The sequence below is a fragment of the Pseudomonas sp. Sample_22 genome, from assembly GCF_004307635.1.
GTDB lineage: Bacteria > Pseudomonadota > Gammaproteobacteria > Pseudomonadales > Pseudomonadaceae > Aquipseudomonas.
This window is the reverse complement of the sequence record NZ_RCNY01000031.1, coordinates 103932-128059: the sequence shown is the minus strand read 5'-3', so window position 1 is coordinate 128059 and position 24128 is coordinate 103932. Positions and strand designations below refer to the sequence as shown.

The 24128-nt window shown below is 60.5% G+C and carries 25 protein-coding genes; 15 read left to right on the top strand and 10 right to left on the bottom strand.

Annotated elements, in window-relative coordinates; all coding sequences use genetic code 11:
* The first annotated feature begins 104 nt into the window (after positions 1-104).
* Entirely contained in the window at positions 105-2750 is a 2646-nt protein-coding gene (locus D8U73_RS07665; RefSeq protein WP_130904102.1) for a sensor histidine kinase KdpD, read from the top strand.
* A gap of 68 nt (positions 2751-2818) precedes the next feature.
* On the top strand, positions 2819-3517 hold the full coding sequence (locus tag D8U73_RS07660) for a response regulator (protein ID WP_056856421.1): 699 nt from the start codon (positions 2819-2821) through the stop codon (positions 3515-3517).
* A 431-nt stretch (positions 3518-3948) separates the two neighbouring features.
* On the opposite strand, the gene D8U73_RS07650 is transcribed toward D8U73_RS07660, so the two are convergent.
* Complete coding sequence (locus tag D8U73_RS07650) at positions 3949-4989, bottom strand: patatin-like phospholipase family protein (protein ID WP_130904100.1); 1041 nt, start codon at positions 4987-4989, stop codon at positions 3949-3951.
* Between the two features lie 221 nt (positions 4990-5210).
* Here D8U73_RS07650 and D8U73_RS07645 point away from each other — a divergent pair, with 221 nt between their 5' ends.
* From D8U73_RS07645 to D8U73_RS07635, 3 genes are all read left to right on the top strand, one after another.
* Positions 5211-5489 carry a hypothetical protein gene (locus tag D8U73_RS07645; RefSeq protein ID WP_056856419.1) on the top strand — a complete coding sequence of 93 codons (279 nt, stop codon included), beginning with the start codon at positions 5211-5213 and terminating at the stop codon, positions 5487-5489.
* A 45-nt stretch (positions 5490-5534) separates the two neighbouring features.
* Positions 5535-6302 (top strand): CHAD domain-containing protein, encoded by a 768-nt coding sequence (locus D8U73_RS07640; RefSeq protein WP_056856418.1) that lies wholly within the window; start codon positions 5535-5537, stop codon positions 6300-6302.
* 210 nt (positions 6303-6512) lie between these two features.
* Complete coding sequence (locus D8U73_RS07635) at positions 6513-7310, top strand: thioesterase family protein (RefSeq protein WP_130904099.1); 798 nt, start codon at positions 6513-6515, stop codon at positions 7308-7310.
* Here D8U73_RS07635 and D8U73_RS07630 read toward each other — a convergent pair whose 3' ends face one another.
* The 3 genes from D8U73_RS07630 to D8U73_RS07620 form a co-directional block, all read right to left on the bottom strand.
* Positions 7311-7676 carry an Mpo1-like protein gene (locus D8U73_RS07630; protein ID WP_056856416.1) on the bottom strand — a complete coding sequence of 122 codons (366 nt, stop codon included), beginning with the start codon at positions 7674-7676 and terminating at the stop codon, positions 7311-7313.
* Between the two features lie 146 nt (positions 7677-7822).
* Positions 7823-9304 carry a methyl-accepting chemotaxis protein gene (locus D8U73_RS07625; protein ID WP_130904098.1) on the bottom strand — a complete coding sequence of 494 codons (1482 nt, stop codon included), beginning with the start codon at positions 9302-9304 and terminating at the stop codon, positions 7823-7825.
* A gap of 84 nt (positions 9305-9388) precedes the next feature.
* The gene (locus tag D8U73_RS07620; protein ID WP_130904097.1) at positions 9389-10195 is read right to left on the bottom strand and encodes a TatD family hydrolase; all 807 of its coding nucleotides are present in this window, start codon (positions 10193-10195) and stop codon (positions 9389-9391) included.
* Between the two features lie 234 nt (positions 10196-10429).
* On the opposite strand from D8U73_RS07620, the gene D8U73_RS07615 reads away from it, so the two are divergent.
* The 3 genes from D8U73_RS07615 (at position 10430) to D8U73_RS07605 (ending at position 12956) form a co-directional block, all read left to right on the top strand.
* Positions 10430-11851: a transglycosylase SLT domain-containing protein gene (locus D8U73_RS07615; RefSeq protein ID WP_056856414.1), complete on the top strand. Its 1422-nt coding sequence runs from the start codon at positions 10430-10432 to the stop codon at positions 11849-11851.
* Positions 11852-11954: 103 nt separating this feature from the next.
* Entirely contained in the window at positions 11955-12389 is a 435-nt protein-coding gene (locus D8U73_RS07610) for a DoxX family protein (RefSeq protein ID WP_056856413.1), read from the top strand.
* A gap of 258 nt (positions 12390-12647) precedes the next feature.
* Positions 12648-12956 (top strand): hypothetical protein, encoded by a 309-nt coding sequence (locus D8U73_RS07605; protein ID WP_056856412.1) that lies wholly within the window; start codon positions 12648-12650, stop codon positions 12954-12956.
* Between the two features lie 17 nt (positions 12957-12973).
* Here the strand turns inward: D8U73_RS07605 and greB are convergent, their stop codons facing one another.
* The 3 genes from greB to D8U73_RS07590 are packed head-to-tail and all read right to left on the bottom strand — an operon-like array spanning position 12974 to position 16693.
* Positions 12974-13471 carry a transcription elongation factor GreB gene (greB, locus tag D8U73_RS07600; RefSeq protein ID WP_056856411.1) on the bottom strand — a complete coding sequence of 166 codons (498 nt, stop codon included), beginning with the start codon at positions 13469-13471 and terminating at the stop codon, positions 12974-12976.
* A 34-nt stretch (positions 13472-13505) separates the two neighbouring features.
* A complete protein-coding gene (locus tag D8U73_RS07595) occupies positions 13506-16010 on the bottom strand; it encodes an ABC transporter permease (RefSeq protein ID WP_056856410.1) in 2505 nt (834 codons plus the stop codon).
* On the bottom strand, positions 16010-16693 hold the full coding sequence (locus tag D8U73_RS07590; protein ID WP_034150171.1) for an ABC transporter ATP-binding protein: 684 nt from the start codon (positions 16691-16693) through the stop codon (positions 16010-16012). The genes D8U73_RS07595 and D8U73_RS07590 overlap by 1 nt, the downstream gene beginning before the upstream one ends.
* Before the next feature lie 10 nt (positions 16694-16703).
* Here D8U73_RS07590 and D8U73_RS07585 point away from each other — a divergent pair, with 10 nt between their 5' ends.
* The 3 genes from D8U73_RS07585 to D8U73_RS07575 all read left to right on the top strand — a co-directional run bounded on the left by D8U73_RS07585 (position 16704) and on the right by D8U73_RS07575 (position 18816).
* A complete protein-coding gene (locus D8U73_RS07585; protein WP_056856409.1) occupies positions 16704-17309 on the top strand; it encodes an arylesterase in 606 nt (201 codons plus the stop codon).
* Between the two features lie 56 nt (positions 17310-17365).
* The gene (locus D8U73_RS07580) at positions 17366-17659 is read left to right on the top strand and encodes a hypothetical protein (RefSeq protein ID WP_003226812.1); all 294 of its coding nucleotides are present in this window, start codon (positions 17366-17368) and stop codon (positions 17657-17659) included.
* Positions 17660-17844: 185 nt separating this feature from the next.
* Positions 17845-18816, top strand: coding sequence for a L,D-transpeptidase family protein (locus D8U73_RS07575; RefSeq protein WP_056856408.1), 972 nt, complete (start codon positions 17845-17847; stop codon positions 18814-18816).
* A 123-nt stretch (positions 18817-18939) separates the two neighbouring features.
* Here D8U73_RS07575 and oprI read toward each other — a convergent pair whose 3' ends face one another.
* Complete coding sequence (oprI, locus tag D8U73_RS07570) at positions 18940-19191, bottom strand: outer membrane lipoprotei OprI (protein ID WP_003183784.1); 252 nt, start codon at positions 19189-19191, stop codon at positions 18940-18942.
* Between the two features lie 637 nt (positions 19192-19828).
* Between oprI and D8U73_RS07565 the strand changes: the two genes are divergently transcribed.
* A complete protein-coding gene (locus tag D8U73_RS07565; RefSeq protein WP_020800382.1) occupies positions 19829-20116 on the top strand; it encodes a GNAT family N-acetyltransferase in 288 nt (95 codons plus the stop codon).
* A 72-nt stretch (positions 20117-20188) separates the two neighbouring features.
* Here the strand turns inward: D8U73_RS07565 and D8U73_RS07560 are convergent, their stop codons facing one another.
* Both D8U73_RS07560 and D8U73_RS07555 read right to left on the bottom strand, forming a co-directional pair.
* Positions 20189-21265, bottom strand: coding sequence for a 3-deoxy-7-phosphoheptulonate synthase (locus D8U73_RS07560; RefSeq protein ID WP_056856407.1), 1077 nt, complete (start codon positions 21263-21265; stop codon positions 20189-20191).
* A 128-nt stretch (positions 21266-21393) separates the two neighbouring features.
* Complete coding sequence (locus D8U73_RS07555; protein ID WP_056856406.1) at positions 21394-21837, bottom strand: PilZ domain-containing protein; 444 nt, start codon at positions 21835-21837, stop codon at positions 21394-21396.
* Here D8U73_RS07555 and D8U73_RS07550 point away from each other — a divergent pair.
* From D8U73_RS07550 to D8U73_RS07540, 3 genes are read left to right on the top strand one after another with little or no spacing between them, the layout of a single operon-like run.
* The gene (locus D8U73_RS07550; RefSeq protein WP_056856405.1) at positions 21836-22222 is read left to right on the top strand and encodes a thioredoxin family protein; all 387 of its coding nucleotides are present in this window, start codon (positions 21836-21838) and stop codon (positions 22220-22222) included. The genes D8U73_RS07555 and D8U73_RS07550 overlap by 2 nt on opposite strands.
* Complete coding sequence (locus tag D8U73_RS07545; RefSeq protein ID WP_130904096.1) at positions 22219-23172, top strand: putative 2-dehydropantoate 2-reductase; 954 nt, start codon at positions 22219-22221, stop codon at positions 23170-23172. Before D8U73_RS07550 ends, D8U73_RS07545 begins: the two co-directional genes overlap by 4 nt.
* Before the next feature lie 26 nt (positions 23173-23198).
* Positions 23199-24104: a 5'-nucleotidase gene (locus D8U73_RS07540; RefSeq protein ID WP_130904095.1), complete on the top strand. Its 906-nt coding sequence runs from the start codon at positions 23199-23201 to the stop codon at positions 24102-24104.
* The last annotated feature ends 24 nt before the right edge of the window (positions 24105-24128 follow it).

Here is a 24128-nt window from a genome sequence, read left to right as displayed (position 1 = left end):
GGGAATGCATCAATGGACGCTCTGCGTCCGCTTTTGGGGACGCAGAGCGTCCCGGGCTGCATCCCCACGCAGAGCGTGGGAACGATCATTAGAGAGATCCATACATGAGCAACTCCGGCCGCGCCGACGCGCTGTTAGCAGACCTGCCCCGCGATGGCCGTGGCCGGCTCAAGGTATTCCTCGGCGCCGCGCCCGGTGTTGGCAAAACCTACGCCATGCTGCAAGCGGCCCACACCCAACTGCGCCAGGGTGTGAAAGTGATTGCCGGTGTGGTCGAAACCCACGGTCGGGCCGAAACCGAAGCGCTGCTGGGCGGCTTGCCGCAGCAGCCTTTGGTGCGTTCGGAATACCGTGGCGTGATGCTCGAGGAAATGGACCTCGATGGGTTGCTGGCCGCCAAACCCAAACTGGTGTTGGTGGATGAGTTGGCCCACACCAATGCCCCCGGTAGCCGTCACGAAAAACGCTGGCAAGACATTCAGGAATTGCTTGCCGCCGGTATCGACGTGTTTACCACCGTCAACGTCCAGCACCTGGAAAGCCTCAACGATCAGGTGCGCGGCATCACCGGCGTGCAGGTGCGCGAAACCCTCCCGGATTGGGTCCTGCAAGAAGCCTTCGAGCTATTGCTGATCGACCTGCCGCCACGGGAACTGCTGGAGCGCCTGCGCGATGGCAAGGTCTACGTACCGGAGCAGGCGAGGGCGGCCATCGATGCGTTTTTTACCCAGACCAACCTGACAGCCCTGCGCGAATTGGCGATGCAAACGGCCGCCGCCCAGGTCGATAACGACCTGACCCAGGGTTATCGGCAGATGGGGCAAGCGGCGCCGACGGTGCGTGGTCGGCTGTTGGTGGGTGTCGATGGCGATGCCCAGGCGGAACGGCTGGTCCGTCACGCCAGCCGCGTCGCCCAGCGTCGGCATCTGCCGTGGAGCCTGGTGCATGTGGACAACGGCAGCGTGCGCGACGAGCAATCACGCCTGCGCCTGCAAAGTGCTCAGCAACTGGCTGAACGCCTGGGCGGTGAAGTGGTGCTGTTGCGCGCCGGTGAGGTGGCGAAAACCCTGATCCAGCATGCCGCCGAACGGCGCGCCAGTCTGGTATTGGTCGGCCAGTCGCGGCCACGTTTGCGCCGCCGTCTGTTCGGTGGCGGCTTGGCGGCGCGGTTGTTGCGCCATGCCCGCGGGCTGGAAATCAACGTCATCGACAGCGATCACGAGCAGCATCAGCCACGTCAGCGTTCAATGCAGGCGCTGGTGTGGTTCGACTATGCCCTGGCCATTGTGGCGACGGTGTCGGCCACTGCCTTGGCCTGGGCGGTCGCGAGCGTTTTGCCGTTGCCGAACATCTCGCTGGTGTTCCTTGCGGCAGTGCTTCTGGTGGCGGTGCGCAGCAGTCTCGGTCCGGCGCTGGTGTGTGCGGCGCTGTCGTTCCTGACCTACGACTTTCTGTTCATCCCACCGAACTTTTCCTTCAGCATCCAGCGCGAAGAAGACGTGCTGACCTTGCTGTTTTTCCTGTTGATGGCGGCCCTCACCGGCAACCTCGCAGCGCGCCAGCGGCGACAACTGCAGGCGCTGCGTGACACGCAGGAAGAAACCACGGAACTGCTCGACCTGTCGCGCAAACTGACCGCCGCCACAGATCGCCAGGCGGTGGTCAGCGCTGCCGCCCAGCACCTCAATGGCTGGAGCGATTTGCAGTTGTGCCTGCTCAATCGCGACGGCCCGAGTGGGTGGAAAGTCGAAACCGGTGGCCCGCTGGATTTCACCGAAGCCGAGCGCGCTGCCGCCGACTGGGCCTGGCAACACGATCAGCCTGCTGGCGCCGGCACCGGAACGTTGCCGTTCGGGCGTTGGTGGTGGTGGCCGTTGTCGGTGGAGGATGGGCCGCTGGCGTTGCTGGGTGTCTGCGCAAAAGAAGGCCAGACTCTCAGCGGCCAGCGTCGCCGGTTGTTGACTGCGCTGAGCCAGCCGCTGGCACAGGCGCTGGCGCGTGCGCAATTGGCGGATGATCTGGAAGCGGCGCGGTTGCACGGCGAAACCGAGCAACTGCGCAGTGCCTTGCTGGCGTCGGTGTCCCACGATTTGCGTACGCCGCTGACCTCCATGCGCGGCAGTATCGACAGTCTGCTGGCGCTCGGCGAAGCGATCCCGCTGGAAGATCGCCGGGAATTGCTTGAAGGCACCCGCGATGAAGCCGAACGGCTCGATCGCTACATTCAGAATCTGCTGGACATGACCCGACTCGGTCACGGTGCGTTGAAACTGGCGCGGGACTGGGTATCGCCGGCCGACATCGTCGGCAGTTCGCTCAGCCGCTTGCGTGCGGTCCTCGCACCGCTGCAAGTCAGCACTGATGTGCCGGCGCAGTTGCCGCTGCTTTACGTGCATGCCGCGCTGATCGAGCAGGCGCTGATCAACGTGATGGAGAACGCCGCGCGCTTTTCACCGCCCCACGGACGTTTGCAATTGCGCGCCGGAGTGGACGACAACGAGCTGTTTTTCTCGGTCAGTGACGAAGGTCCGGGAATTCCGGAGGAAGATCGGGAAAAGATTTTCGACATGTTCTACACCGCTGCACGCGGCGATCGAGGCGGGCAGGGCACCGGTCTGGGCCTGGCGATTTGCCAGGGCATGGTGGGCGCCCATGGCGGACGAATCAGCGTTGCCGATGGCATTGAAGGGCACGGCACCTGCATCACCTTGCACTTGCCCTTGCAGGCTCAGCCGGCCTATGAAAATTAACAGCCGACTGTGAAGCCTGATCGTGCTTGCGCTACTCTCTTGCCACTTATTTGTATTGATGTGAATTCATGAGCCAGACCGCGACCATCCTGGTCATCGACGACGAACCGCAAATCCGCAAATTCCTGCGTATCAGTCTCGTCTCCCAGGGCTACAAAGTGTTGGAAGCCAGCAACGGGACCGAAGGGTTGGCGCAGGCAGCACTGAACAAGCCGGACCTGCTGGTGCTCGACCTCGGTTTGCCAGACATGGACGGCCAGCAGGTTTTGCGCGAGTTTCGCGAGTGGTCGACGGTGCCGGTATTGGTGCTTTCGGTGCGCGCCGGCGAAGGGCAGAAAGTCCAGGCGCTGGATGGCGGCGCCAATGACTACGTGACCAAACCCTTCGGCATTCAGGAGTTCCTGGCGCGAATTCGTGCGCTGTTGCGCCAGGCACCGGTAGGGGAAGCCCAGCAAGCGGCACTGACCTTCGGCCCGCTGACGGTGGATCTGGCCTATCGCCGGGTTCTGCTCGAAGGCGCCGAAGTGGCACTGACCCGCAAGGAATACGCGGTGCTCGCGCAACTGGCTCGGCATCCCGGGCGGGTCATCACCCAACAGCAATTGCTCAAGGATATCTGGGGGCCGACCCATACCGAAGACAGCCATTACTTGCGGATCGTGGTCGGGCATTTGCGGCAGAAACTGGCGGACGACCCGACTCAACCGCGATTCATCGTGACCGAGGCGGGGGTGGGGTATCGGTTGTTGAGTGACGGTAGTCTGTAGTTTTGTGTTGCCTGAGCAGGCCTCATCGCTGGCAAGCCAGCTCCCACAGGATTGGTTTCGTTGCCTGATCGTTCCCACGCTCTGCGTGGGAACGCCGCCAGGGACGCTCCGCGTTCCGCTTTTGGAAGCGACGCGGAGCGTCACGGGATGCATTCCCACGCGGAGCGTGGGAACGATCGATCGCTGGCAAGCCAGCTCCCACAGGATTGGTGTCGTTGCCTGATCGTTCCCACGCTCTGCGTGGGAACGCCGCCAGGGACGCTCCGCGTTCCGCTTTTGGAAGCGACGCGGAGCGTCACGGGATGCATTCCCACGCGGAGCGTGGGAACGATCGACGACAGGATTGGTGTCGTTCACAAAATCTGTGATCACCTTGATAACTGTGGGAGCTGGCTTGCCAGCGATGGGGCCTTCACCGGCACTCGAGAACCTCAGGCATCCCGCTCGCTCTCATAGCGGTCCAGCGTATCGCGAGCAATCTCCCGCCCCAGCGCGATCAATTCCGGTGCTTTGTAGAACTCGAAAAACCGGCACACCCGCTTCGGTACGTTGATCAGAATGTCCGGTGGATAGCCGGCAATCTTGTACTGCGCCAAGGACGTCTGCATGACCTCGAAACTCTGGTTGATCAAGTCCAGCAAAGACGCCGGGCCGACGTTGTCGATGATGAATGATCCGGTGGCGGACTTCGGCGCGCCGTCACGTTCAGGCGCTGCGGCGGGTTGCTGGGCTTCGGGTTCGGCGGATTCGATCCAGGGATTGATCTCTGCGGCCTCGGCCATCAACGCTTCCTTCTCCAGCAACAGCAATTGTTCGGCTTGCTTGCGCCGGAACGGCATTTTCGAACCCAGTGAATTGAGCAGGCTGTTGAACCGGCTCTTGAAAGCGGCAGGGCGCTCGATCACCGGCAACTGGTAATGACGCTGGTTGGTGGAGTTGAGATTGACCGCGATGATCAAATCGCAATGGCTCGATACCACCGGCACAATCGGCAGCGGGTTGAGAATGCCGCCATCCACCAACATGCGATTGCCTTGCATCACCGGGGTAAACAGGCTGGGAATCGCCGCCGAGGCGCGCATGGCCTGGTGCAGGCAGCCTTCCTGGAACCAGATTTCCTGCTGGTTCGTCAGGTCGGTGGCCACTGCCGTGTAGGGAATGCGCAAGTCTTCGATATTGATCTCGCCGACGATCTTGCGGATCTGCCCAAAGACCTTTTCCCCGCGGATCGCCCCCAGGCGAAAACTGACATCCACCAGACGCAAAACATCGAGGTAATCCAGGCTTTCGATCCAGTCGCGATAATCATCGAGCTTGCCGGCGGCATAGATCCCGCCGACCACCGCTCCCATCGAGCAACCAGCGATACAGGCGATATCGTAACCGCGCCGTTCGATTTCCTGGATCACGCCGATATGCGCATAACCCCGGGCTCCACCCGAGCCCAACACCAGTGCGACACGCTTTTTCATGAATCGCCCTCGTTTGAATGGTTCAACAATGCACCCATCGGGGGGCGCGCTTCAATCGGCAAGGTCGCACGGTGCGGCGAACGCGTCGTTTTTTCGACACTCCAGGGCGGCAGATGATTATTCTTGCTCGCGCTATAGTTTGCGCTGGCGATGAACGGCACTTTTCACGTGCCAGACCGTCCTACCTGCATGACTGTTTTCCTATCTCTGAGGTGTATGTGATGAAAGCCTGGATTTGTGTGCCACTGATTGCCCTGGCACTGGCCGGTTGCGCCGGTAAAACTGCTTATCGCGACAGCTGCGGCAGCAACCTCGATGCCGCCTGGCATGAACTGGACCTGGCCAAGGCTGAAGGTTTCGCCGGGACCGTCAGCTACTCCAAGGCCTTGTCATTGTTGACCGCGGCCAAAACCCAGCAACAATTCGAAGGGTTCGAAGGCTGTGCGAAAAAAGCCGAGAAGGCGCGCTTCTATATTCGTGAGTCACGTGCCGGCCGTTGAGGCATGATGTAAGTCCACGAGGGCATTCGAGTCAGGGAGCAAGCGATGTCGGCAATGGTTGATCGATTGGTGGCCCATGTTCTGGGCCTGGAAGTGCGTCTACTGGCCTGCCAGGCGCGTTTGACTGCCCGGACTGACCCTGAGGCCTTGCACGACTTGCGCACTACCGTGCGCCGTTTGCGCAGCCTTTTGCGGCCGTTGCGCGGACTGCCCGGCGTTGAGCAACTGGAAACAGCGGCGTCGGCCGTGGGCGACCTGACCACCCCCTGGCGTGATCGCGAAGTGCTGGCGGCGTATTTGCTCCAGCACGGTCAACCCGACGCTGCGCAGCGGCGGTTGGCGCAGATGGCCGACGCTTATCCGGCCATTGCGAGCAGTGCCGAACTGGCGCAATTGCTGGTCATCCTTGATGCCTTCCCGCGCTTTCTGCGGGCCTCTCAACGTCAGGGCTTGCTCAAGGGCTTGGGCAAGCGCATCGAGAAACGCCTGGGCAAGCAATGGAAAAAACTCGACCAGGCCCTGCACGATCCCGCCCATGACCGCCATCGCCTGCGCTTGTTGATCAAGCGTGTGCGTTACGGCATCGACGCTTACCCCGAACTGGATCGCTTGCCGAAAGCGGCCATGCCCCGGTTGAAGTCGGCTCAGGGCGCATTGGGCGATTGGCACGACTGCGTGCAATGGCTGGCCATGGCCGAGCAGGAAACGGATTTGCGCCCCTGCGTCGCCGGTTGGCACACCGCCATGGCCCAGGCCGAACAGCGCGCCGACCGAGTGCTGGACAAGCTCAGCGCGGACTGCTTCAAATCCTGAAATCAGTCACTTCCCCCTGTAGGAGCAAAGCTTGCTCGCGATAGCGATCCACCGGACGCCATCGCCGGCAAGCCTCGCTCCTACAAGGCTTGGGATTATACGGGGGGCTTGTGCGGCCCATCTGTCAGTCAATTTGGCCGGAATGTGCGCTGTACAGCCTTCGCCGGCTGGTTAAGATCCCTGCATCCTTTTCCCGATCCTGAGGTTTCCATGCGCTTTTGCGATTTGCTCGACGCCGTCCGCCGCCAACCGTTTGAGCTCACCATCCCGGCCGGGTGGGCTCAGGGACGTGCCAGTTTCGGTGGTTTGGTGGCCGCTTTGCAGTACGAAGCCATGCGCGCAAAAGTCCCGGCGGACCGGCCCGTGCGATCGTTGGCGATCACCTTCGTTGGCCCGGTCGAACCTGAAGTCCCCGTCAGTTTTGAAGTCGACGTGCTGCGCGAAGGCAAAGCCGTCAGCCAGGTGATGGGCCGCGCAATGCAGAAGGGGCAGGTGGTGACGTTGATTCAGGGCAGTTTTGGCGCCTCGCGTCCGTCTGAAGTGTCGGTAAAGGCCGAGCCAGCACCCGAGATGAAGCATTGGGACGAGTGCCAGGAGCTGCCCTTCATCGAAGGCGTCATCCCGGAATTCATGCGCCATCTGGCGATGCGCTGGAGTGTCGGCGGGCTGCCGTTCAGCGGCAGCACATCGCGTCAGATGGGGGGCTGGGTGCGCTTGCGTGGTGACGTGAAGGAAGAGGCGATCACTGAATCGCACATTCTGGCACTGGTGGACGCCTGGCCGCCGGCGGTGATGCCTTTCCTGAACAAACCGGCCATGGGCAGCACGCTGACCTGGACCATCGAATTCGTCCAGCCTCTGCTGGAGCTGAGCACCCTGGACTGGTGCAAGTACCTGGTCGAAACCGAATATGCCGCCAACGGTTACGGGCATGCCGCCGCGAAGATGTGGGACGCGCAAGGTCGATTGATTGCCATGAGCCGGCAAACGGTGACGGTGTTCGCCTGATCAGTGACGGCGGTGGCGTTCACGCCAGGCGCGCCACCAGCCGCCGCTGAGGAAAAATCGCGGGAAAGTCAGGAACTGCTCGACCATCAGGCGCGACACAGCGTCTTTTCGGTCGCTGAACGGCTCGGAGGCTTGTGCTTCGAGGCTGTGGCCATGGCGTTGCAGGCCGAGTGCAGCGATCACCCCGATGATGCCAATGGCAAGGTTCGCCAGATTCAGGCTGAACACGCCGCAGACGATCAACAGAAACGCCACGATGAACAGCGGCACGGCAATCAGGTGCAGCACCAGGTTGGCCGGGTGCTGGTGATTGTTCGGGTAGGCACGCCATTGCCAGGCGGGAAGGTTGGGGTGACGTTTGCCCATGATGCTAATCCTCGATCCATGTTGAACACATGATTGAAGAATAGGCCCGGCCCGAGCGGGCGGCGAATCGAGGTTGGCTATGGCCGTGATAGGCGTCATGGGCAAAAAGGATCGCTTGCACCGCAGCGGCCGCAGGCTGCGAGCTTTTAAAGTTTCAATTGCCCGATGGCCTTGCTCAATTCTCCTGCCAGCGCCGCCAGTTCATGACTGGTGGTTGCCGACCCGACGGTCTGCCGCACGGTGTTTTCGGTGACATCGCGGATGCTCACCACCGCCCGGTTCATCTCTTCCGCCACCTGACTCTGCTGCTCGGCTGCCACAGCAATCTGCGTATTGCTTTCACGCATCTGCGCCACCGCACCGGTAATCTGCACCAGGGCGGCGCCGGCCTCCTGCGCCTGCTGCACGCAATCGTCGGCCTTGAACGAGCTCTCCTGCATGAAGTCCACGGCGTCCCGTGTCCCGGCCTGCAACGCTGACACCATCACGGTGATTTCATCTGTCGAAGCCTGCACACGCTTGGCCAGGTTGCGCACTTCATCGGCGACCACCGCAAAGCCACGGCCCATTTCGCCAGCCCGGGCTGCTTCGATTGCCGCGTTCAACGCCAGCAGATTGGTCTGCTCGGCAATGCTGTGAATCACGTTGACCACGCCGTTGATTTTCTGGCTGTCCTCGGCCAGCCGCTGAATCATCTCGGCGGTTTGCTGCACGCCGGTGGACAGCCCGGCTATCGACTTTTGAACGCGCATGACCACTGCTTGCCCACTGCCGGCCAGGGTGTCGGCCGATTGCGACAAGTCGCGTGTGGCGCCGGCGTGTTGGGCGATGTGGTAGACCGTTGCGGTCATTTCGTTGATGGCGGTGGCGGCTTGATCGGTTTCACTTTGCTGGCCGAGCATGCCGTGCTGCACTTCGTTCATGCTTGAAGCCAGTCGTGCGGCGCCCTCATCCAGCTGCTGCGCTGTGCTGGCGACGGTGATGACCACCCGCTGATAACCGGCCTGCATGGCATTGAAGGCGTTTGCCATCTGCCCGACTTCGTCGTTGCAGGCCAGTGGAACCCGGGCCGACAAATCACCGGTTTTTTCCACGTGAAGCATCACGTCCTTCAAGGTGTTGAGTTGGCAGAGCAGGAAGCGGATCAACAGCTGCGAGGCTCCGAGCATGACCAGCATCAACACGAACACCGCCACCGCGTAGTGGGCGAATCGCTCGCCGAACACCTGGCTCAGGCTCGGCCCATGGGCAAGCACGGCTACGTGCTGGCCGTCCGCGCGCGTGAACATCTCGGCGCCGATCAGCAGATTGTCACCGAACAACGGCATGCGATTGATCTCGACCCAGCCCTTGGCATCCGTCAGCTTCGGCAGCGGTTGGTCATTGAGCGAGGGGGCTTGCCCGCGAGTGAACGTCAGCAGGTTTTCGGCTTTGGGCAGCGCTTGCCCGACCGGCCAGGCAGCCAGCAATCGCGCCTGTGCCTGAGCCGATTCCTGCGCGGCGTGCTGTCGTGCCTGTTGTTCGAGCTGCACGGCGTACAGCACCAGCAGCAGGGTGGTAACGAAGGCGACGGCGTTCACCGCCCAGAATTTGTATTTCAGCGAGATATTGCTAAGCCAGGTACCCATGTAGGTCTTCTCTGATAGCGGAAACAGCATTGGCAAGGTGCCAGTATTGTGCCGCTATTGCAGTAAGACAGACCTTGACGCAGATCAAACTAATTTGGGCAATCGGAAAAACGCCCGTGCGCAGGCGGTCGTATGCGCCGCCAGATCTTCCTCGGATTCGCCCCGATGCAATGCCACCTCGCGCAACACTTCGGTCAGGTACGCCGGTTCGTTGCGGCCATTTTTCGGCTTCGGTCGCAGGCTGCGTGGCAGCAGGTACGGCGCGTCGCTTTCCAGCATCAGGCGTCCGCGCTTGATCTCCTTGACCAATGGGTGCAGGTGCGTGCCCCGGCGCTCATCGCAGATCCAGCCAGTCATGCCGATGTGCAAATCCAGATCGAGGTAGCTGAACAGCGCAGACTTTTCGCCGGTGAAGCAATGCACCACGGCGGCGGGCAGTTGGTCGCGGTAGTCGCGCAGGATTTCCAGCAGACGCTGGCTGGCATCCCGCTCGTGCAGGAACACCGGCAATTGCAGTTCAACGGCCATCGCCAGATGTTCTTCCAGGACTTTTTCCTGTTGTGGCCGTGGCGAGAAATCGCGGTTGAAATCCAGTCCGCATTCACCCACGGCAACCACGTTCGGCTCTTTAAGCAGGCTGCGCAGGCGTCGGGCGCTGTCGGCATTCCAGTCGCTGGCCGAGTGCGGGTGAATACCGGCGGTGGCGAACAGCCGTTGCGCACTTGCATCCAGTTGCCCGCAGAGTTCGAGCGCTTGCTCGCTGCCTTCGACACTGGTGCCGGTCAACACCAATTGGCATACGCCAGCGGCATAGGCGCGGTCGAGTACCGCCTGGTGTTTGTCGGCAAAACTGGGGTTGGTCAGGTTGACGCCGATATCGATGAGTTGCATGGTGCTACCTCGGACCAAAGGCCGGAAAGCATATCAGAGCTGTAGATTTATAAGAAAAACCAAGAACTACAACGAGTTATAGCTGTCTTTTGAGCCGCGGGACCGGGCGGGGTGGTCAAGGTTGCCATCACTGTGCCAGTCTTCCGCACTTTGCCAGCGCTCAGGCGCTCAGTTTTTTCGTTTGATTTCATGAAAACACTCATGTGATCAGCCCGAATTCTTTCCGGAGAGTGGATGATTCGTCCCTCGGTTTTGCTATTGCTGTGTTGTTCGCTGCTGCTGCCGATGTCGGCGGTCGCGCGTCTGCCCGGCCCCCTGCAAGCCGTGCCGGCGACCAAGGTCCGAGACTTGACGGAAATTCGCAGCAGTCGAGTGCTGCGGGTGTTGGTCAACCAGAGTCGCAACAGCTCCGGTGAAGTCCAGGGCCAGGCCATCGGCGTCGAATACCATCGCTTGCGCGCCTTTGAGCAATACCTCAATGGTCACGCCCGTGACGGCCAGGAAATCAGCCTCAAGATCATTCCCAAAGCCAAGGATCAACTGCTCGGCGCGTTGCAGCGCGGGGAGGGCGATCTGGTTGCGCCTGGAGAATTGCTCGATTTGCAACCGGGGTTCGCCGTCAGCAGCAGTGAACCGGTGGCCAGGAACATTCCCTTGGTGCTGGTGGGCATCAAGGGTGAGCGCCGCTACACCCGACTTGAACAGCTGTCAGGTAAAACCCTGGCGTTGCCAACGGGCAGCGCCGCCGGGGATGCCATCAGCCAGATCAACCAAAAGCTCGCGCTGCATAAATTGCCAGCGGTCAACATCGAATGGGTCGATCCCAGCCTGGCGGTCGAAGACGTACTGGAAATGGTCCAGGGCGGGATCTTTCATCTGACCATCGTTGAACAGCCAATCGCCGAACGTTGGGGCAAGATCCTGCCGAAACTGCGCCTGGATCGACAGGTGCTCATCAGCGAGCCGGGCGAAGAGTTCTGGTTCGTGCGTCGCGATGCTTCGATGCTGCGCGCCAGCATTGATCGCTTTCTCACCGGTTACAAAAAGCCGTCGGATCAGGATGCGGCCTTCCTGCGCATTTATCGGCGCCTGTACCAGGTTCACTACCCACTGGCCAAGGCTGACCGACAACGTCTGGAAAAGCTGCGACCAGTGCTGCAAAAGCATGCCGATGCGCAAAACATGGACTGGTTGAACCTGGCGGCGCTGGCGTTCAAGGAGTCAGGCCTGAAGCCGACGGCGCGCAGTGGCGGTGCGCCGACCGGGCTGATGCAGATCACGCCTTCCGCGGCCCAGCGGGTGGGGGTCAACAATATTCAGGATCTCGATGCCAATGTGCAGGCCGGGGCCAAGTATCTGGCGATGATTCGTCGCAAGTTTTTCGCCAGCCCCAAGCTCAACGAACGCGAGCGAATGGCCTTCGTGCTGGCGGCCTACAACATCGGACCGGAGCGGGTGCAAGGAATGCGTGCCGAGGCACGGCGTCGGGGCCTGAATCCGAACCAGTGGTTTTTCCAGGTCGAGCGCGTTGCCATGGAGCAGGTGGGAATGGGGCCTGTCAGCTATGTTAATAGCGTGAACAAGTATTACCTGGCGTTCGATCGGGAGCGGGAGTCGTTGGAGCCCCAGGGGCAGAAGGTTGCCCTTCGTAAGTGATCGAATAAACTGATTGTTAAGGTGGATATTTTGCGCTTTTAACATGAGATTTACTGATTAATATAGCGGCCAACCAACTCACTCTCACAATGGATGACACAGCATGAGCACACTGATCAACAAGGTACTGTTTACCCGCGCTGGCTACGGCCTGACCGTTCTGCGAATTATCGTCGGCATCATCTTCGCTGCCCACGGCTCGCAGAAACTGTTCGGGGCATTTGGTGGCTACGGTCTGGCCGGCACCGCGCAGTACATGGAAAGCATCGGCCTGACGCCAGGCTACCTGATGGCGACGCTGGCAGGTGGTACCGAGTTCTTCGCCGGGCTGGCGTTGATCATCGGCTTGCTGGTTCGGCCGGCCGCGCTGGGCCTGACCTTCCTTTCCCTGGTGGCGATCTTCTCGGTGCATATCAGCAACGGCTTGTTCATGGCCAACAACGGTTATGAGTTCGCTCTCGCACTGCTCGGTGGCAGCATCGCGGTACTGATCGAAGGCGCCGGCAAGCTCTCGGCAGACCGCGCCATCGCCGGCTGACCGCTCTGGCTCAAGGCAAAGGCCCGCACAATGAGCATTGTGCGGGCCTTTTTTTGTTACGCGTCATTCTTGACACTGTCCGGTCAGCTTATCTAGGATGCTGCCCATGCGCCGATTTAAACAGCTACTTGCGGGGCGCCAGGTGACTCATTCAGTTGCCGATAGAAGCTTGAAACAGGCTTCGAAATACCGCTAAAGCGCTGGTTCGGTGTTGCCTCTCACCTGCCATGCAGACTTTTGAGGCAGAGACACGACACGATGAATGCACTAAACCCTGTAGTACGTCCCGCGCCGATCACGGCACACCTCACCCAGCGCAATCCAAAAATCCTGCTTGGCGGCAAGCATCAGCCGACGCTCCTGCGTTATCTCGATGGTTGGCCACGTCGTAACGGCGGTCCCGCTGCGTTCCTGATCCAGTTCGTCGACGACGGCGAATCCCTGGCCCGTTTTGCCAGCGACAGTTTTGATCTGGCGGTGATTCAATCGCCAAACCTCGAAGACGCCCCCGAAGTCATCAGGCAACTGACCCGTGTCGCCCGGCAAGGGCTGATTACCCGTCGCTGAATGCCGAGCGCTACGGCTTACGGATAGTCGATCGAAACGATGTACACACATTGTTCGCCGGTAGGCGTCTGGACTCGCACTTCGGCGTCCAGAGCCTTGCCGATCAAGGCGCGGGCCAGCGGTGAATCGATGCTGATCAGGCCCTGTTTCAAGTCCAGCTCATCCGGCCCGACGATGCGATAACGGGACTCTTTGCCGTCCTCGTCCTCGATGGTGACCCACGCACCGAAATAGACTTTGTTCGGGTCGCTGGGCTTTTCACTGACGACCTTGAGCGCTTCCAGGCGTTTAGTGAGAAACCGCACGCGACTGTCGATTTCCCGCAGCATCTTTTTGCCGTAGGTGTATTCGGCGTTTTCCGAGCGATCGCCCTGTGCCGCCGCTTCGCTGACAGATTGCGTGACTTGCGGCCTACGGACATGCCAAAGCTCATGAAACTCGGCACGCATCCGCGCTTCACCTTCGGGGGTGATCAGCGCGGTGCCGGCGGTGCGGGGAGGGCGGTAGCGGCTCATGGCGACTTCTTGTGATTAAGAGCGCTTGAGTTTATCAACCCTCGCGCAAAACTGTCAGCGGGCTGGCATTCAAGGCGCGGCGAGTGCCGAATACACCGGCGCCGCCGATCAGCACAGCACCGATCAATGGCAACACCAGCAGCCACGGATGCGGATGCCAGGGCAGGTCGAACGCATATCGGTAAAGCACCAGGCTCACGACTTCCGAGCCCAGCGCTGCCAGCAAGCCGCTGACTGCGCCCAGCAAACCGAACTCGATTCGCCGCGCCTTGACCAGCAATTGCCGCTCTGCACCCAGCGCCCGCAATAAAGCGCCCTGACGAATGCGCTCGTCCAGTGTCGCTTGCAGCCCGGAAAACAACACCGCCATTCCCGCTGCCAGCACGAATAACAGCACGTACTCCACCGCCAGGGTGACCTGGGCGAGGATGCTGCGCAGCTGCGCCAACAGCGCCTCGACTTGCAAAATGGTTACCGCCGGAAAAGCCCGGGACAAATCGACGATCTGCTGGTCATGACCCGATGCGAGGTAGAAGCTGGTCAGGTAAGTTGCCGGCAGGTCCTTCAAGGTCCCGGGCTGGAAGATCATGAAGAAGTTCGGCTGGAAGTTATCCCAGTTGATCTCCCGCAGACTGGTGACTTTAGCCTCGCGATTGACCCCGCCAACGGTGAAGATCAGATGGTCGCCGAGCTTGAGCTTCAGGCTCTCGGCGACCTTGCCTTCCACCGAGACGCCGGGAATGTCATCCGGCGCCTGCTCGGGCCACCAGTTGCCAGCCGTGAGTTTGTTGCCCGCTGGCAAGTCCGCCGCCCAGGTCAGGCTCAAGTCCCGCTGGATCGCCCGGTCACCTGCGGACTCCTTGGTGACGATCTGCTGCACTGGCTCGCCGTTGATGCTGATCAGGCGTCCCGGTACCACCGGATACAGCGGCGCCGATTGCGCCGACAACTCCATCAGGCGATCGGCGAAGGCCTGTTTATCCCCCGGCAGAATGTTCAGCGCAAAGTAGTTCGGTGCATTTTTCGGCAACTGGTTCTGCCAGGTATCGAGCAATTCACCGCGCAGCAGCGCAATCAACGCCATCGACAGCAGGATCAGGCCGAATGCCAGTGATTGTCCCGCCGCCGCCAGGGGATGGCGCAACAATTGACCCAGCCCCAGCCGCCACGGCAAAGACGCACGGGCCAGCATTCGCCGCAGACTTTTCAGCAGCAGCAACAACAAGCCGCCCAGCACCAGCGCCGCAACGACGCCACCACCGAGCAGGGCGAAGGTCAGCAGAAGGTCCAGGCTCAGGCGCCACATGATCAGGCCGAGGGCGCCCAATGCAGCGCCGTAGACCATCCAGGAACTCGACGGGATCGGCAGCATGTCCCGCCGCAACACCCGCAGCGGTGGTACCCGACCCAGTGCAGCCAGTGGCGGCAAGGCAAACCCGGCCAGTGCAACCAAACCTGTGCCGATTCCGGCGAAGGCCGGAAACAGGCCGCCGGGGGGCACATCGGTCGGCAACAAGTCGTGCAGCAGGGCGAACAAGCCCAGTTGCGCAAGCCAGCCGATGACCGCACCGGTGATGCTGGCGAGCAGGCCGAGGACGGCCAGTTGCAGACTGAACAGCACCAGGGTTTCCCGGCGGGACAAACCAAGGCAGCGCAACAGCGCACTGGCATCGAAGCGGCGAGTGGCAAAGCGCGTTGCCGACAGCGCCACGGCGACACCGGCCAGCAGCACCGCGACCAGACTGGCCATGTTCAAATAACGCTCGGCCTTGCCCAGTGCGCCGCCAATCTGCCGGTTGCCATCGCGCGCATCCTGGATGCGCTGATTGGCGGCCAGGCCGGGTTTGATCAATTGACGATAGAGCTCAAGCGTCTCGGCGTTCCCGCGCCAGAGCTCGCGGTAACTGACCCGACTGCCGGGCTGGACGACGCCGGTGGCGGCAAGGTCGTTGAGATTGATCAGCACGCGCGGCGTCAAACTGTAGAAGTTGCCCGCACGGTCCGGTTCGTAGGTCAACACGCGCGCCAGTGTCAGGGTTTTCATGCCCACATCGATGCTGTCGCCGATCTTCAGGTTCAGCGCTGTCAGCAATCGGGCTTCGACCCAGGCTTCGCCGGGTTTCGGTCTCCCTCCGGGTGCTTCCGGGGCGAAAGGGGCGGGGGCGCTTTTCAGTTCGCCGCGCAGTGGATAGAGATCGTCGGCAGCCTTGATGCTGGACAGTTGAATGCCGTTGTCGGTGGCGATGACGCTGGAAAACTCCACCACTTGCGCATGTTGCAGACCCAGCTCGGTGCCGCTTCTGATTTGTTCCGGGCGCGCTTCGGAGCTGCCTTCCAGCACCAGATCGGCCCCGAGGAATTCGGTGGCGCGCAGCATCATGGCACCGTTCAGGCGAGCGCCGAAATAACCAATGGCAGTACTCGCGGCCACGGCCACCAACAGCGCGAAAAACAATACCCGCAATTCACCGGCGCGAGCGTCGCGCAGCAGTTGGCGGATGGCGAGGCTGAACAGGCGCAACAGCGGCAGACGTGCCATCAAGGCTCCAGAGGGGCGACCAGCAGGCCGGCTTCAAGACGGATCAGGCGCCGGCAGCGATGTGCCAGGCGTTCATCGTGGGTCACCAGCACCAGCGTCGTGCCGCGTTCCTTGTTGAGTTCGAACAATAGATCGCTGATGCGCTCACCGGTGTGGCTGTCGAGATTGCCGGTTGGCTCGTCGGCGAAGAGCACATCGGGTTCGGCGGCAAACGCCCGGGCAATCGCCACGCGCTGCTGTTCGCCGCCGGAGAGCTGGCGGGGCGAGTGGGTCAGGCGTTGGCCCAGGCCGACCCGTTGCAGCAGCTCGGTGGCGCGGCCACGGGCGTCCTTGCGACCATCGAGTTCCAGCGGCAGCATGACGTTTTCCAGGGCATTGAGGCTGTCGAGCAACTGGAAGGACTGAAAAACAAAACCGACATGCTCGGCGCGAATTCGTGCGCGCTGGTCTTCATCCAGATTGCTCAGGCCTTGGCCGGCGAGTGTGACTTCGCCGCTGCTCGGCAGGTCGAGACCGGCGAGCAGGCCCAGAAGGGTGGATTTGCCGGAACCGGACGCGCCAACGATGGCCAGGCTGTCGCCCTTGTTCAGTTCCAGGCTGAGTTCGTGCAGGATAGTCAGTTCACCTTCCGCGCTGGGAACCACTTTGCTGAGGTTCTTCGCGGTGAGAATGCTTGCGCCCATGGAGAATCCGATGCGTGTGTGGTTTTTGAGTGCTGGCCTGGCCTTGATGTGCATGGCCCAGAACGCAGCGGCGGGTACTGTCCTGATCGTTGGCGATAGTATCAGCGCCGGTTTCGGGCTGGATACCCGGCTGGGGTGGGTGTCGTTGCTTGAGCAGCGGCTCAAGCGCGAAGGTTTTGACGATAAAGTGGTCAATGCGTCCATCAGCGGCGACACCAGTGCCGGTGGCCAGGCGCGGCTGCCGGCGCTGCTTGCAGAGCATAAGCCGGAGTTGGTGATCCTGGAATTGGGCGGCAATGACGGACTGCGTGGACTGCTCCCAACACAATTGCAACAAAATCTTGCTTCGATGATCGACAGCTCCCGCGCCAGCGGTGCCAAGGTGCTGTTGCTCGGCATGCAGTTGCCACCCAATTATGGCGCGCGTTACACCAAGGCTTTCGCTGATGTCTACAGCAACCTGGCCGACGAGAAGAAAATCCCGCTGGTGCCGTTTTTTCTCGAAGGCGTGGGCGGTCATCCCGACCTGATGCAGGCCGATGGCATACACCCGGCGGCCGGGGCTCAGGACAAGTTGCTGGAAAATGTCTGGCCTACCCTAAAACCGCTGTTATGACACTTTTCTAGCGGCAGGCTTTCGGCTAAGGTGGCGCCCCCGATTTGGAGCCCCCGATGCCGCGTCCTGCCTGGTCACTATTTGCCTATCAACTGATCGAGCCTGACGAACAGCTGGATCTGTTCGCCTGCCAGGAAGTACGGGTGCATCTTGTGACACGGCAACTGGAGTTGGGCGGCTCGGCGGACCGGACCTTGTGCGGCAGCCTGTTGCCGGCGCAGCCGCGTTGGTCGAGCGTTGATCGTCGGGTGTTCCAGGATCAGCGCCTGTGTTCGCTGTGCCGCGCCATTCTCGAATCGCAAAAACGCGGGACTTCGCCGATCTGGCCTGAGTTGCGGTTTGAGCTTTGATCTGACATCGCGGCTTGACGGTGTACATATCCATTTCTGCAATCCCAGCGATGACGGCCTGCCAGTCGACCCAAGCCAGAACCACCTTGCATCGCCTGTAACCAGGGCAACCTCCCCGAAATAACAGACAGCGGTGTACAATCGCGTTCTTATACCCTCTGTTGATCATGCGAAGGATTTTCCGGATGTTGCCGCGCTTTCCTGCCGTCACCCGCTGCCTGACACTTGCCGCTCTCTGTGTAGCTGGCCCCGTCGCAGCATTGGAGCTGCCACTACCACCGCCTGGGGAAGACATCGTCGGCCAGGTGCAAGTGATCAAGGCCAAATACGAAGATACCTTCGCCGACCTTGGCACCACCTACGACCTGGGCTACACGGAAATGGTCGCGGCCAACCCTGGCGTGGACCCATGGCTGCCGGGCGCCGGCACCGAAATCGTGCTGCCGACCCGCTTCATTCTGCCGCCGGGGCCGCGTGAAGGCATCGTCATCAACCTCGCCGAGTACCGCCTCTACTACTTCCCGAAAGGCCGGAACGTGGTCTACACCTTCCCGCTGGGAATCGGTCGTGAAGGCTGGGGCTCGCCGATTGCCCACACCAGCATCATCGCCAAGACGCCAAACCCGACCTGGACGCCTCCAGCATCGATCAAGGCCGAGCACGCCGCCGACGGCGACCCGTTGCCGAATGTGGTGCCGGCCGGCCCGGACAACCCGCTGGGGCCGTTCAAGTTCACCCTGGGCACCCCGGGCTACCTGATCCACGGTTCGAACAAGAAATTCGGCATCGGCATGCGCACCAGCCACGGCTGCTTCCGCATGTTCAACAACAACGTGCTGGAAATGGCCGGCATGGTGCCAGTCGGGACGTCGGTGCGGATCATCAACGACTCCTACAAGTTCGGCGTGAGTGGCGGCAAGGTTTACCTGGAAGCGCACACACCACTGGACGACAAGGGCAATCCGTCGGTGGTCGACAAGCACACGGCTGTGATCAATGCGATGCTCAAGCGTGAAGACATCACCAATAATCTGCGCATGAATTGGGATGTGGTACGTGATGTAGTGGCAGCCGAAGATGGTCTGCCGGTGGAAATCGGCGTACCGAGCACGGCCGCTCCGATGGTATCGAGCGCACCCCTCGACCCGCTGCAGTAATGCTTGAAAGGAGCCCGTCGATGTTGCTCGCATCGACGGGTTTTTTTATGCCTGCATCAAAAGCCGGGCAATAAAAAAGCCGACCCAAAAATGGGTCGGCTTGATAACAATCCCGAAGGACTATTACTTGCGGCTAGCTTTTTCCAGCATGCGCAGAGCACGCTCGTTAGCTTCGTCAGCAGTCTGTTGTGCTTTTTGAGCAGCAGCCAGAGCTTCATCAGCTTTACGGTAAGCTTCGTCTGCACGAGCCTGGGAGCGAGCAGCTGCGTCTTCAGTAGCGGTCAGACGTGCTTCGGTTTCTTTCGATGCGCTGCTGCAACCGGTAGCCAGAACTGCGGCCAGAGCCAGAGCAGAGAATTTCAGAACGTTGTTCATCGTGTTCCCCTTCAAGGACTTTCTATTAAGTAGCTGTCTCCTCAGAGTGAGGAAATAGCCGGCGTACATACTACCCATAAGTTGTAGTAAGTAAAACTGACGTGACGCAAGAAGCCTAAAAAATTGTAGGCGTTGATTCTTTTTCGAGCAACTTTTAACTGCGCTGTATAAAAAATATCCAGCTAGAAGGCCCGAGCTGAGCGAGCCGGCGAAGAAAAGTTCCCGAGGTTCGAGGCTCTTTTTCCAGTCTTGGCTAAAGTCTGGCTAGATGGACTGTCTACACTTTTGTTCGAATTCTGCGCGGCGCCTCTCAATATCTTTCTCCTTATTCAGGTGACTTTAACAACGGGCGCTCGTCTTAAGTCTCAATATCCGGCAATGTTCAGGCTTGCGACCTTGGTGATCTTCGGTCGAGCCCGTCCTGCGTGACCCGGAGCGACACCTGCCAACCTGCATGATGACGAGCGTACCTTGAGCATTTCTGCCAATGGTGCCTACTATTTGTACGTGCTCGGTTGCGCGAGATCGGTGTAGCTCTTCTCGGTGTCCATTCAGGCACGGGGTGGCGTAGATGTTCCTTCGCCGGAAAAACATCGGTAAGGTAGGGGTCGGAATCCAAGACCCGCGAGGAGTAGTGATGAGCGAGGCGTTGTCCATCCACCATGACCAGGCTGGTCATCAGTTCGAGACCAATGTGGACGGTCATCGTGCCTACCTGACTTATATGGATCTGGGGAAACAGACCCTGGATATCTATCGCACGTTCGTGCCTAACGCACTGCGTGGTCGGGGTATTGCAGCGGCACTGACCGAGCAGGCGTTGCAGTACGCCGAAGAGATGGGCTACACGGTTATCCCGTCGTGTTCCTACGTCGAGCGCTACATGGAGCGTCACCAGCGGCATGCGGCCAAGCTGAGCCAGTGACCTTCAACAAAACGAATGCATAAAAAAACGCCGGGTTCAGCCCGGCGTTTTTTTGTCTGCCGCAAATGGCGATCAGGTGCGTTTGCGTTTCGGCAGCACGTCCTTGAGCTTGGCATGCATGCTGCGCAAGGTGTTTTCGGTCGCTGTCCAGTCGATGCAGGCATCGGTGATCGACACACCGTATTGCAGGTCGGCGAGGTCTTTCGGGATAGCCTGGCAACCCCAGTTCAGGTGGCTTTCGACCATCAGGCCGATGATCGACTGGTTGCCTTCGAGGATCTGGTTGGCGACGTTCTCCATCACCAGCGGTTGCAGGGCCGGGTCCTTGTTGGAGTTGGCGTGGCTGCAATCGACCATGATGTTCGGCTTGATCTTCGCTTTGTTCAGCGCTTGCTCGCACAGGGCGACGCTGACCGAGTCGTAGTTAGGCTTGCCGTTGCCGCCGCGCAGCACGACGTGACCGTAGGCGTTGCCCTTGGTGGTCACGATCGACACGCCACCTTCCTGGTTGATCCCCAGGAAGCGGTGCGGGCTGGAAACCGATTGCAGGGCGTTGATCGCCACGGTCAGGCCGCCATCGGTGCCGTTCTTGAAGCCGACAGCCGAGGACAGGCCGGAGGCCATTTCACGGTGAGTCTGCGATTCGGTGGTGCGCGCGCCGATGGCCGACCAGCTGATCAGGTCCTGCAGATATTGCGGGGAGATCGGATCGAGGGCTTCGGTGGCGGTTGGCAGGCCCATTTCGGCCAGGTCCAGCAGCAGTTGACGACCGATGTGCAGCCCGTCCTGGATCTTGAACGAGTCGTCCAGGTACGGATCGTTGATCAAGCCTTTCCAGCCGACGGTGGTGCGTGGCTTCTCGAAATACACACGCATGACCAGATACAGGGTATCGGACACTTCTGCGGCGAGAACCTTCAGGCGCTCGGCGTATTCGTGGGCTGCCTTGATGTCGTGGATCGAGCAAGGCCCGATGACGACGAACAGGCGATGGTCGGTGCCATCGAGAATATTGCGAATGACTTCGCGGCCCTTGGTCACGGTGCGCAACGCAGCGTCGCTCAGGGGAATATCGCGCTTGAGCTGATCGGGGGTGATCAGTGTCTCGTTGGAGGCGACGTTTAGGTCGTTGATCGGTAAATCAGCCATCGTTTACTCGTCAGGTCACGGGTGCCGGCCGCCAGCGAACCCGCGCGGCGGAGCACAGCAAATTAAGCGCGTCGGGGAGCCGAACCTTAGCGCGTTACACCGTGGCTAGACAATGGGCTGGCAGCGCTTTAATCCAGTACAGGCTGTGCAAATGCCTTGCGAACCGTTTCGTGAGAGAACTCGTCGGCGTGTTCCTGGACCCACTCGAGCGCCAGTGCCTGAACTTCCTGCAGGTCATTGTGGGGATCGTGCTGGCGGCAATAACGCTCGATCTGGCACACCTGCTCACCCATTCGGGCACTGAACAGCGTCTGTTCGTCGACGAAGGCAATGCCAACCAGATAGCCATGTTTTCGTCGCAGGCACCAGGCTACATAGCCCGGAAAACGCAGGTCGGGATTGAGCGTCGGCATGCGCACTTCGAGCGCCGTGCCGTGACGCCACGCGCGGTGATAATTGCATGCCATGCCCCCGAGGCTGATAGTGTGCAGCTGTCGTCGCGAAATACACTCGGGTTTGAGCAACGTTAATTCCACGGGTACATCGTCAGGATGAGGAATGAATCGTCCCATGAACACGGACTCCATGTGTCGGCCATCTGACATTGTTTCTCCCAGTATAGTGGTCGAATCGGAACTGACCGATTTCGACGCCGACCAACGGCTGCTGACGATGAACGGTGTGTCGCTGGTGATTTTCACCAGTGTCGGCTGTTCCAGTTGCCGTTTCGCCCGCGAGCAATTGCCGTCACTCGATCTGGCAGTCGATCGCCTGTGCTGGATCGATGCCGGGAACAATGGCGGGGTGGTCGAGCGATATCAGGTTTTTCATTTGCCGGCGCTGTTCGTGGTACGCGACGGTGAATTCTTCGGGGCATTGCATTCGCGCCTTACCGGCACCGAACTCAATCGGGCGATACGTCAGGCGCTGAGTCGAACAGCAGAGGAGTTGCCATGATAGGGACAGTTGCGAAACCGACCATCGGTATGATCGGAACCGGTGCAATCGGTGGTTTCTACGGGGTGATGCTGGCGCGAGCCGGTTTCGATGTGCATTTTCTGCTGCGCAGCGAGTTTTCCGTGGTGGCCGAACGCGGGTTGCTAGTGAACCATGCAGCCCAGGGTGCGCTGACATTGAATCCGGTCAAGGCCTATTCGAGCGCAGAAGACATGCCACCGTGCGACTGGTTGCTGGTCGGCGCCAAGACCACCAGCAACGCGGATCTGGCACCGGCGATCCTGCAAGCCGCCGCACCGAATGCAAAGGTCCTGTTGTTGCAGAATGGCCTGGATGTCGAAGACAGCCTGCGCGAACTGCTTCCCGGCTCGCTGCATCTGCTGGGCGGGCTTTGCTATATCTGCGTTCATCGGGAAGGGCCGGGCGTCATTACCCATCAGGCGCTCGGTGCCGTGCATGTCGGCTACCACAGCGGCCCCGCCGATGAATCGGCGCGGATTGCGATCGTCGAAGAAGGTGTCGGCTTGTTCCAGGCCGCGGGCATCGACTCTCAGGCCATGGCGAACCTGCATCAGGCACGTTGGCAAAAACTGGTCTGGAATATCCCTTACAACGGTCTGTCGGTGTTGCTCGGGGCCAGCACCACACCCTTGATGGCCGATGCCGACAGCCGGGAAATGATCAAGGCGCTGATGGCCGAGGTGGTGCAGGGCGCAATCGCCTGTGGTCACGAGGTGCCGGCGGGTTACGCCGAGCACCTGTTCCTGATGACCGAGAAAATGCCTGACTACTGGCCGAGCATGTATCACGATTTTCTGCACAAGCGACCGCTGGAGCTACAGGCTATCTATGCCCGGCCACTGGCCGCGGCCAAAGCGGCGGGATGTGAACTGCCACGAATCGAGGCGTTGTATCGCAGTTTGAGTTTTATCGATCGACGTAATACTTGAGTTGATCAAGGCAATGGGGGAAGGGGATGCCAAACGTAATTGACGACAAACTGGTGCTGGCGATTTCCTCGCGCGCATTGTTCGACCTGAGTGACAGCCACAAGGTCTACCTGTCGAGCGGCGTCGAGGCTTACCGGCAATATCAGATCGAACAGGAAGACGAAATCCTCGAGCCCGGTGACGCGTTTCCCTTGGTGCAAAAACTCCTGAATCTCAACGCCAGCCTTGGACGTGCCCGGGTCGAGGTGGTCCTGGTGTCGCGCAACAGCGCCGATACCGGTCTGCGGGTATTCAATTCGATTCATCACTACGGGCTGGCGATCTCCCGCGCGGCATTCGTTGGCGGGCGCAGTCCTTATCCATACCTCAAGGCGTTTGGCTGCGATCTGTTCCTTTCAACCCACGCCGAAGACGTGCGCAGTGCGCTGGACGCGGGTTTCGCCGCGGCAACCATTTTGTCCGGCGGTGCCAGCCGCGCGGCCAGCGACGAACTGCGCATCGCGTTTGACGGCGATGCGGTGCTGTTTTCCGATGAGTCGGAGCGCGTTTACCAGGCCGGTGGTCTGGAGGCATTTCAGGCCAGTGAACGCGAAGCGGCGCGCCAGCCTTTGCGCGGCGGGCCGTTCAAGGGCTTCCTCGCCGCTCTCAATTTGTTGCAGCGCGAGTTCCCGGATAGCGAATGCCCCATCCGCACGGCGCTGGTGACCGCACGTTCGGCGCCGGCCCATGAACGGGTGATTCGCACATTGCGCGAATGGGATATTCGTCTGGACGAGTCGCTGTTCCTCGGTGGCCTGACCAAGTCGGCATTCCTCGAAGCCTTTGCCGCGGATGTGTTTTTCGATGATCAGGCCGGTCACTGCGAGCTGGCCCGTGAAGTCGTCGCCACCGGTCATGTGCCACATGGCATAAGCAACGAACAAAAGATTTAAGCCTGCCGTTCAACGCGTTACACC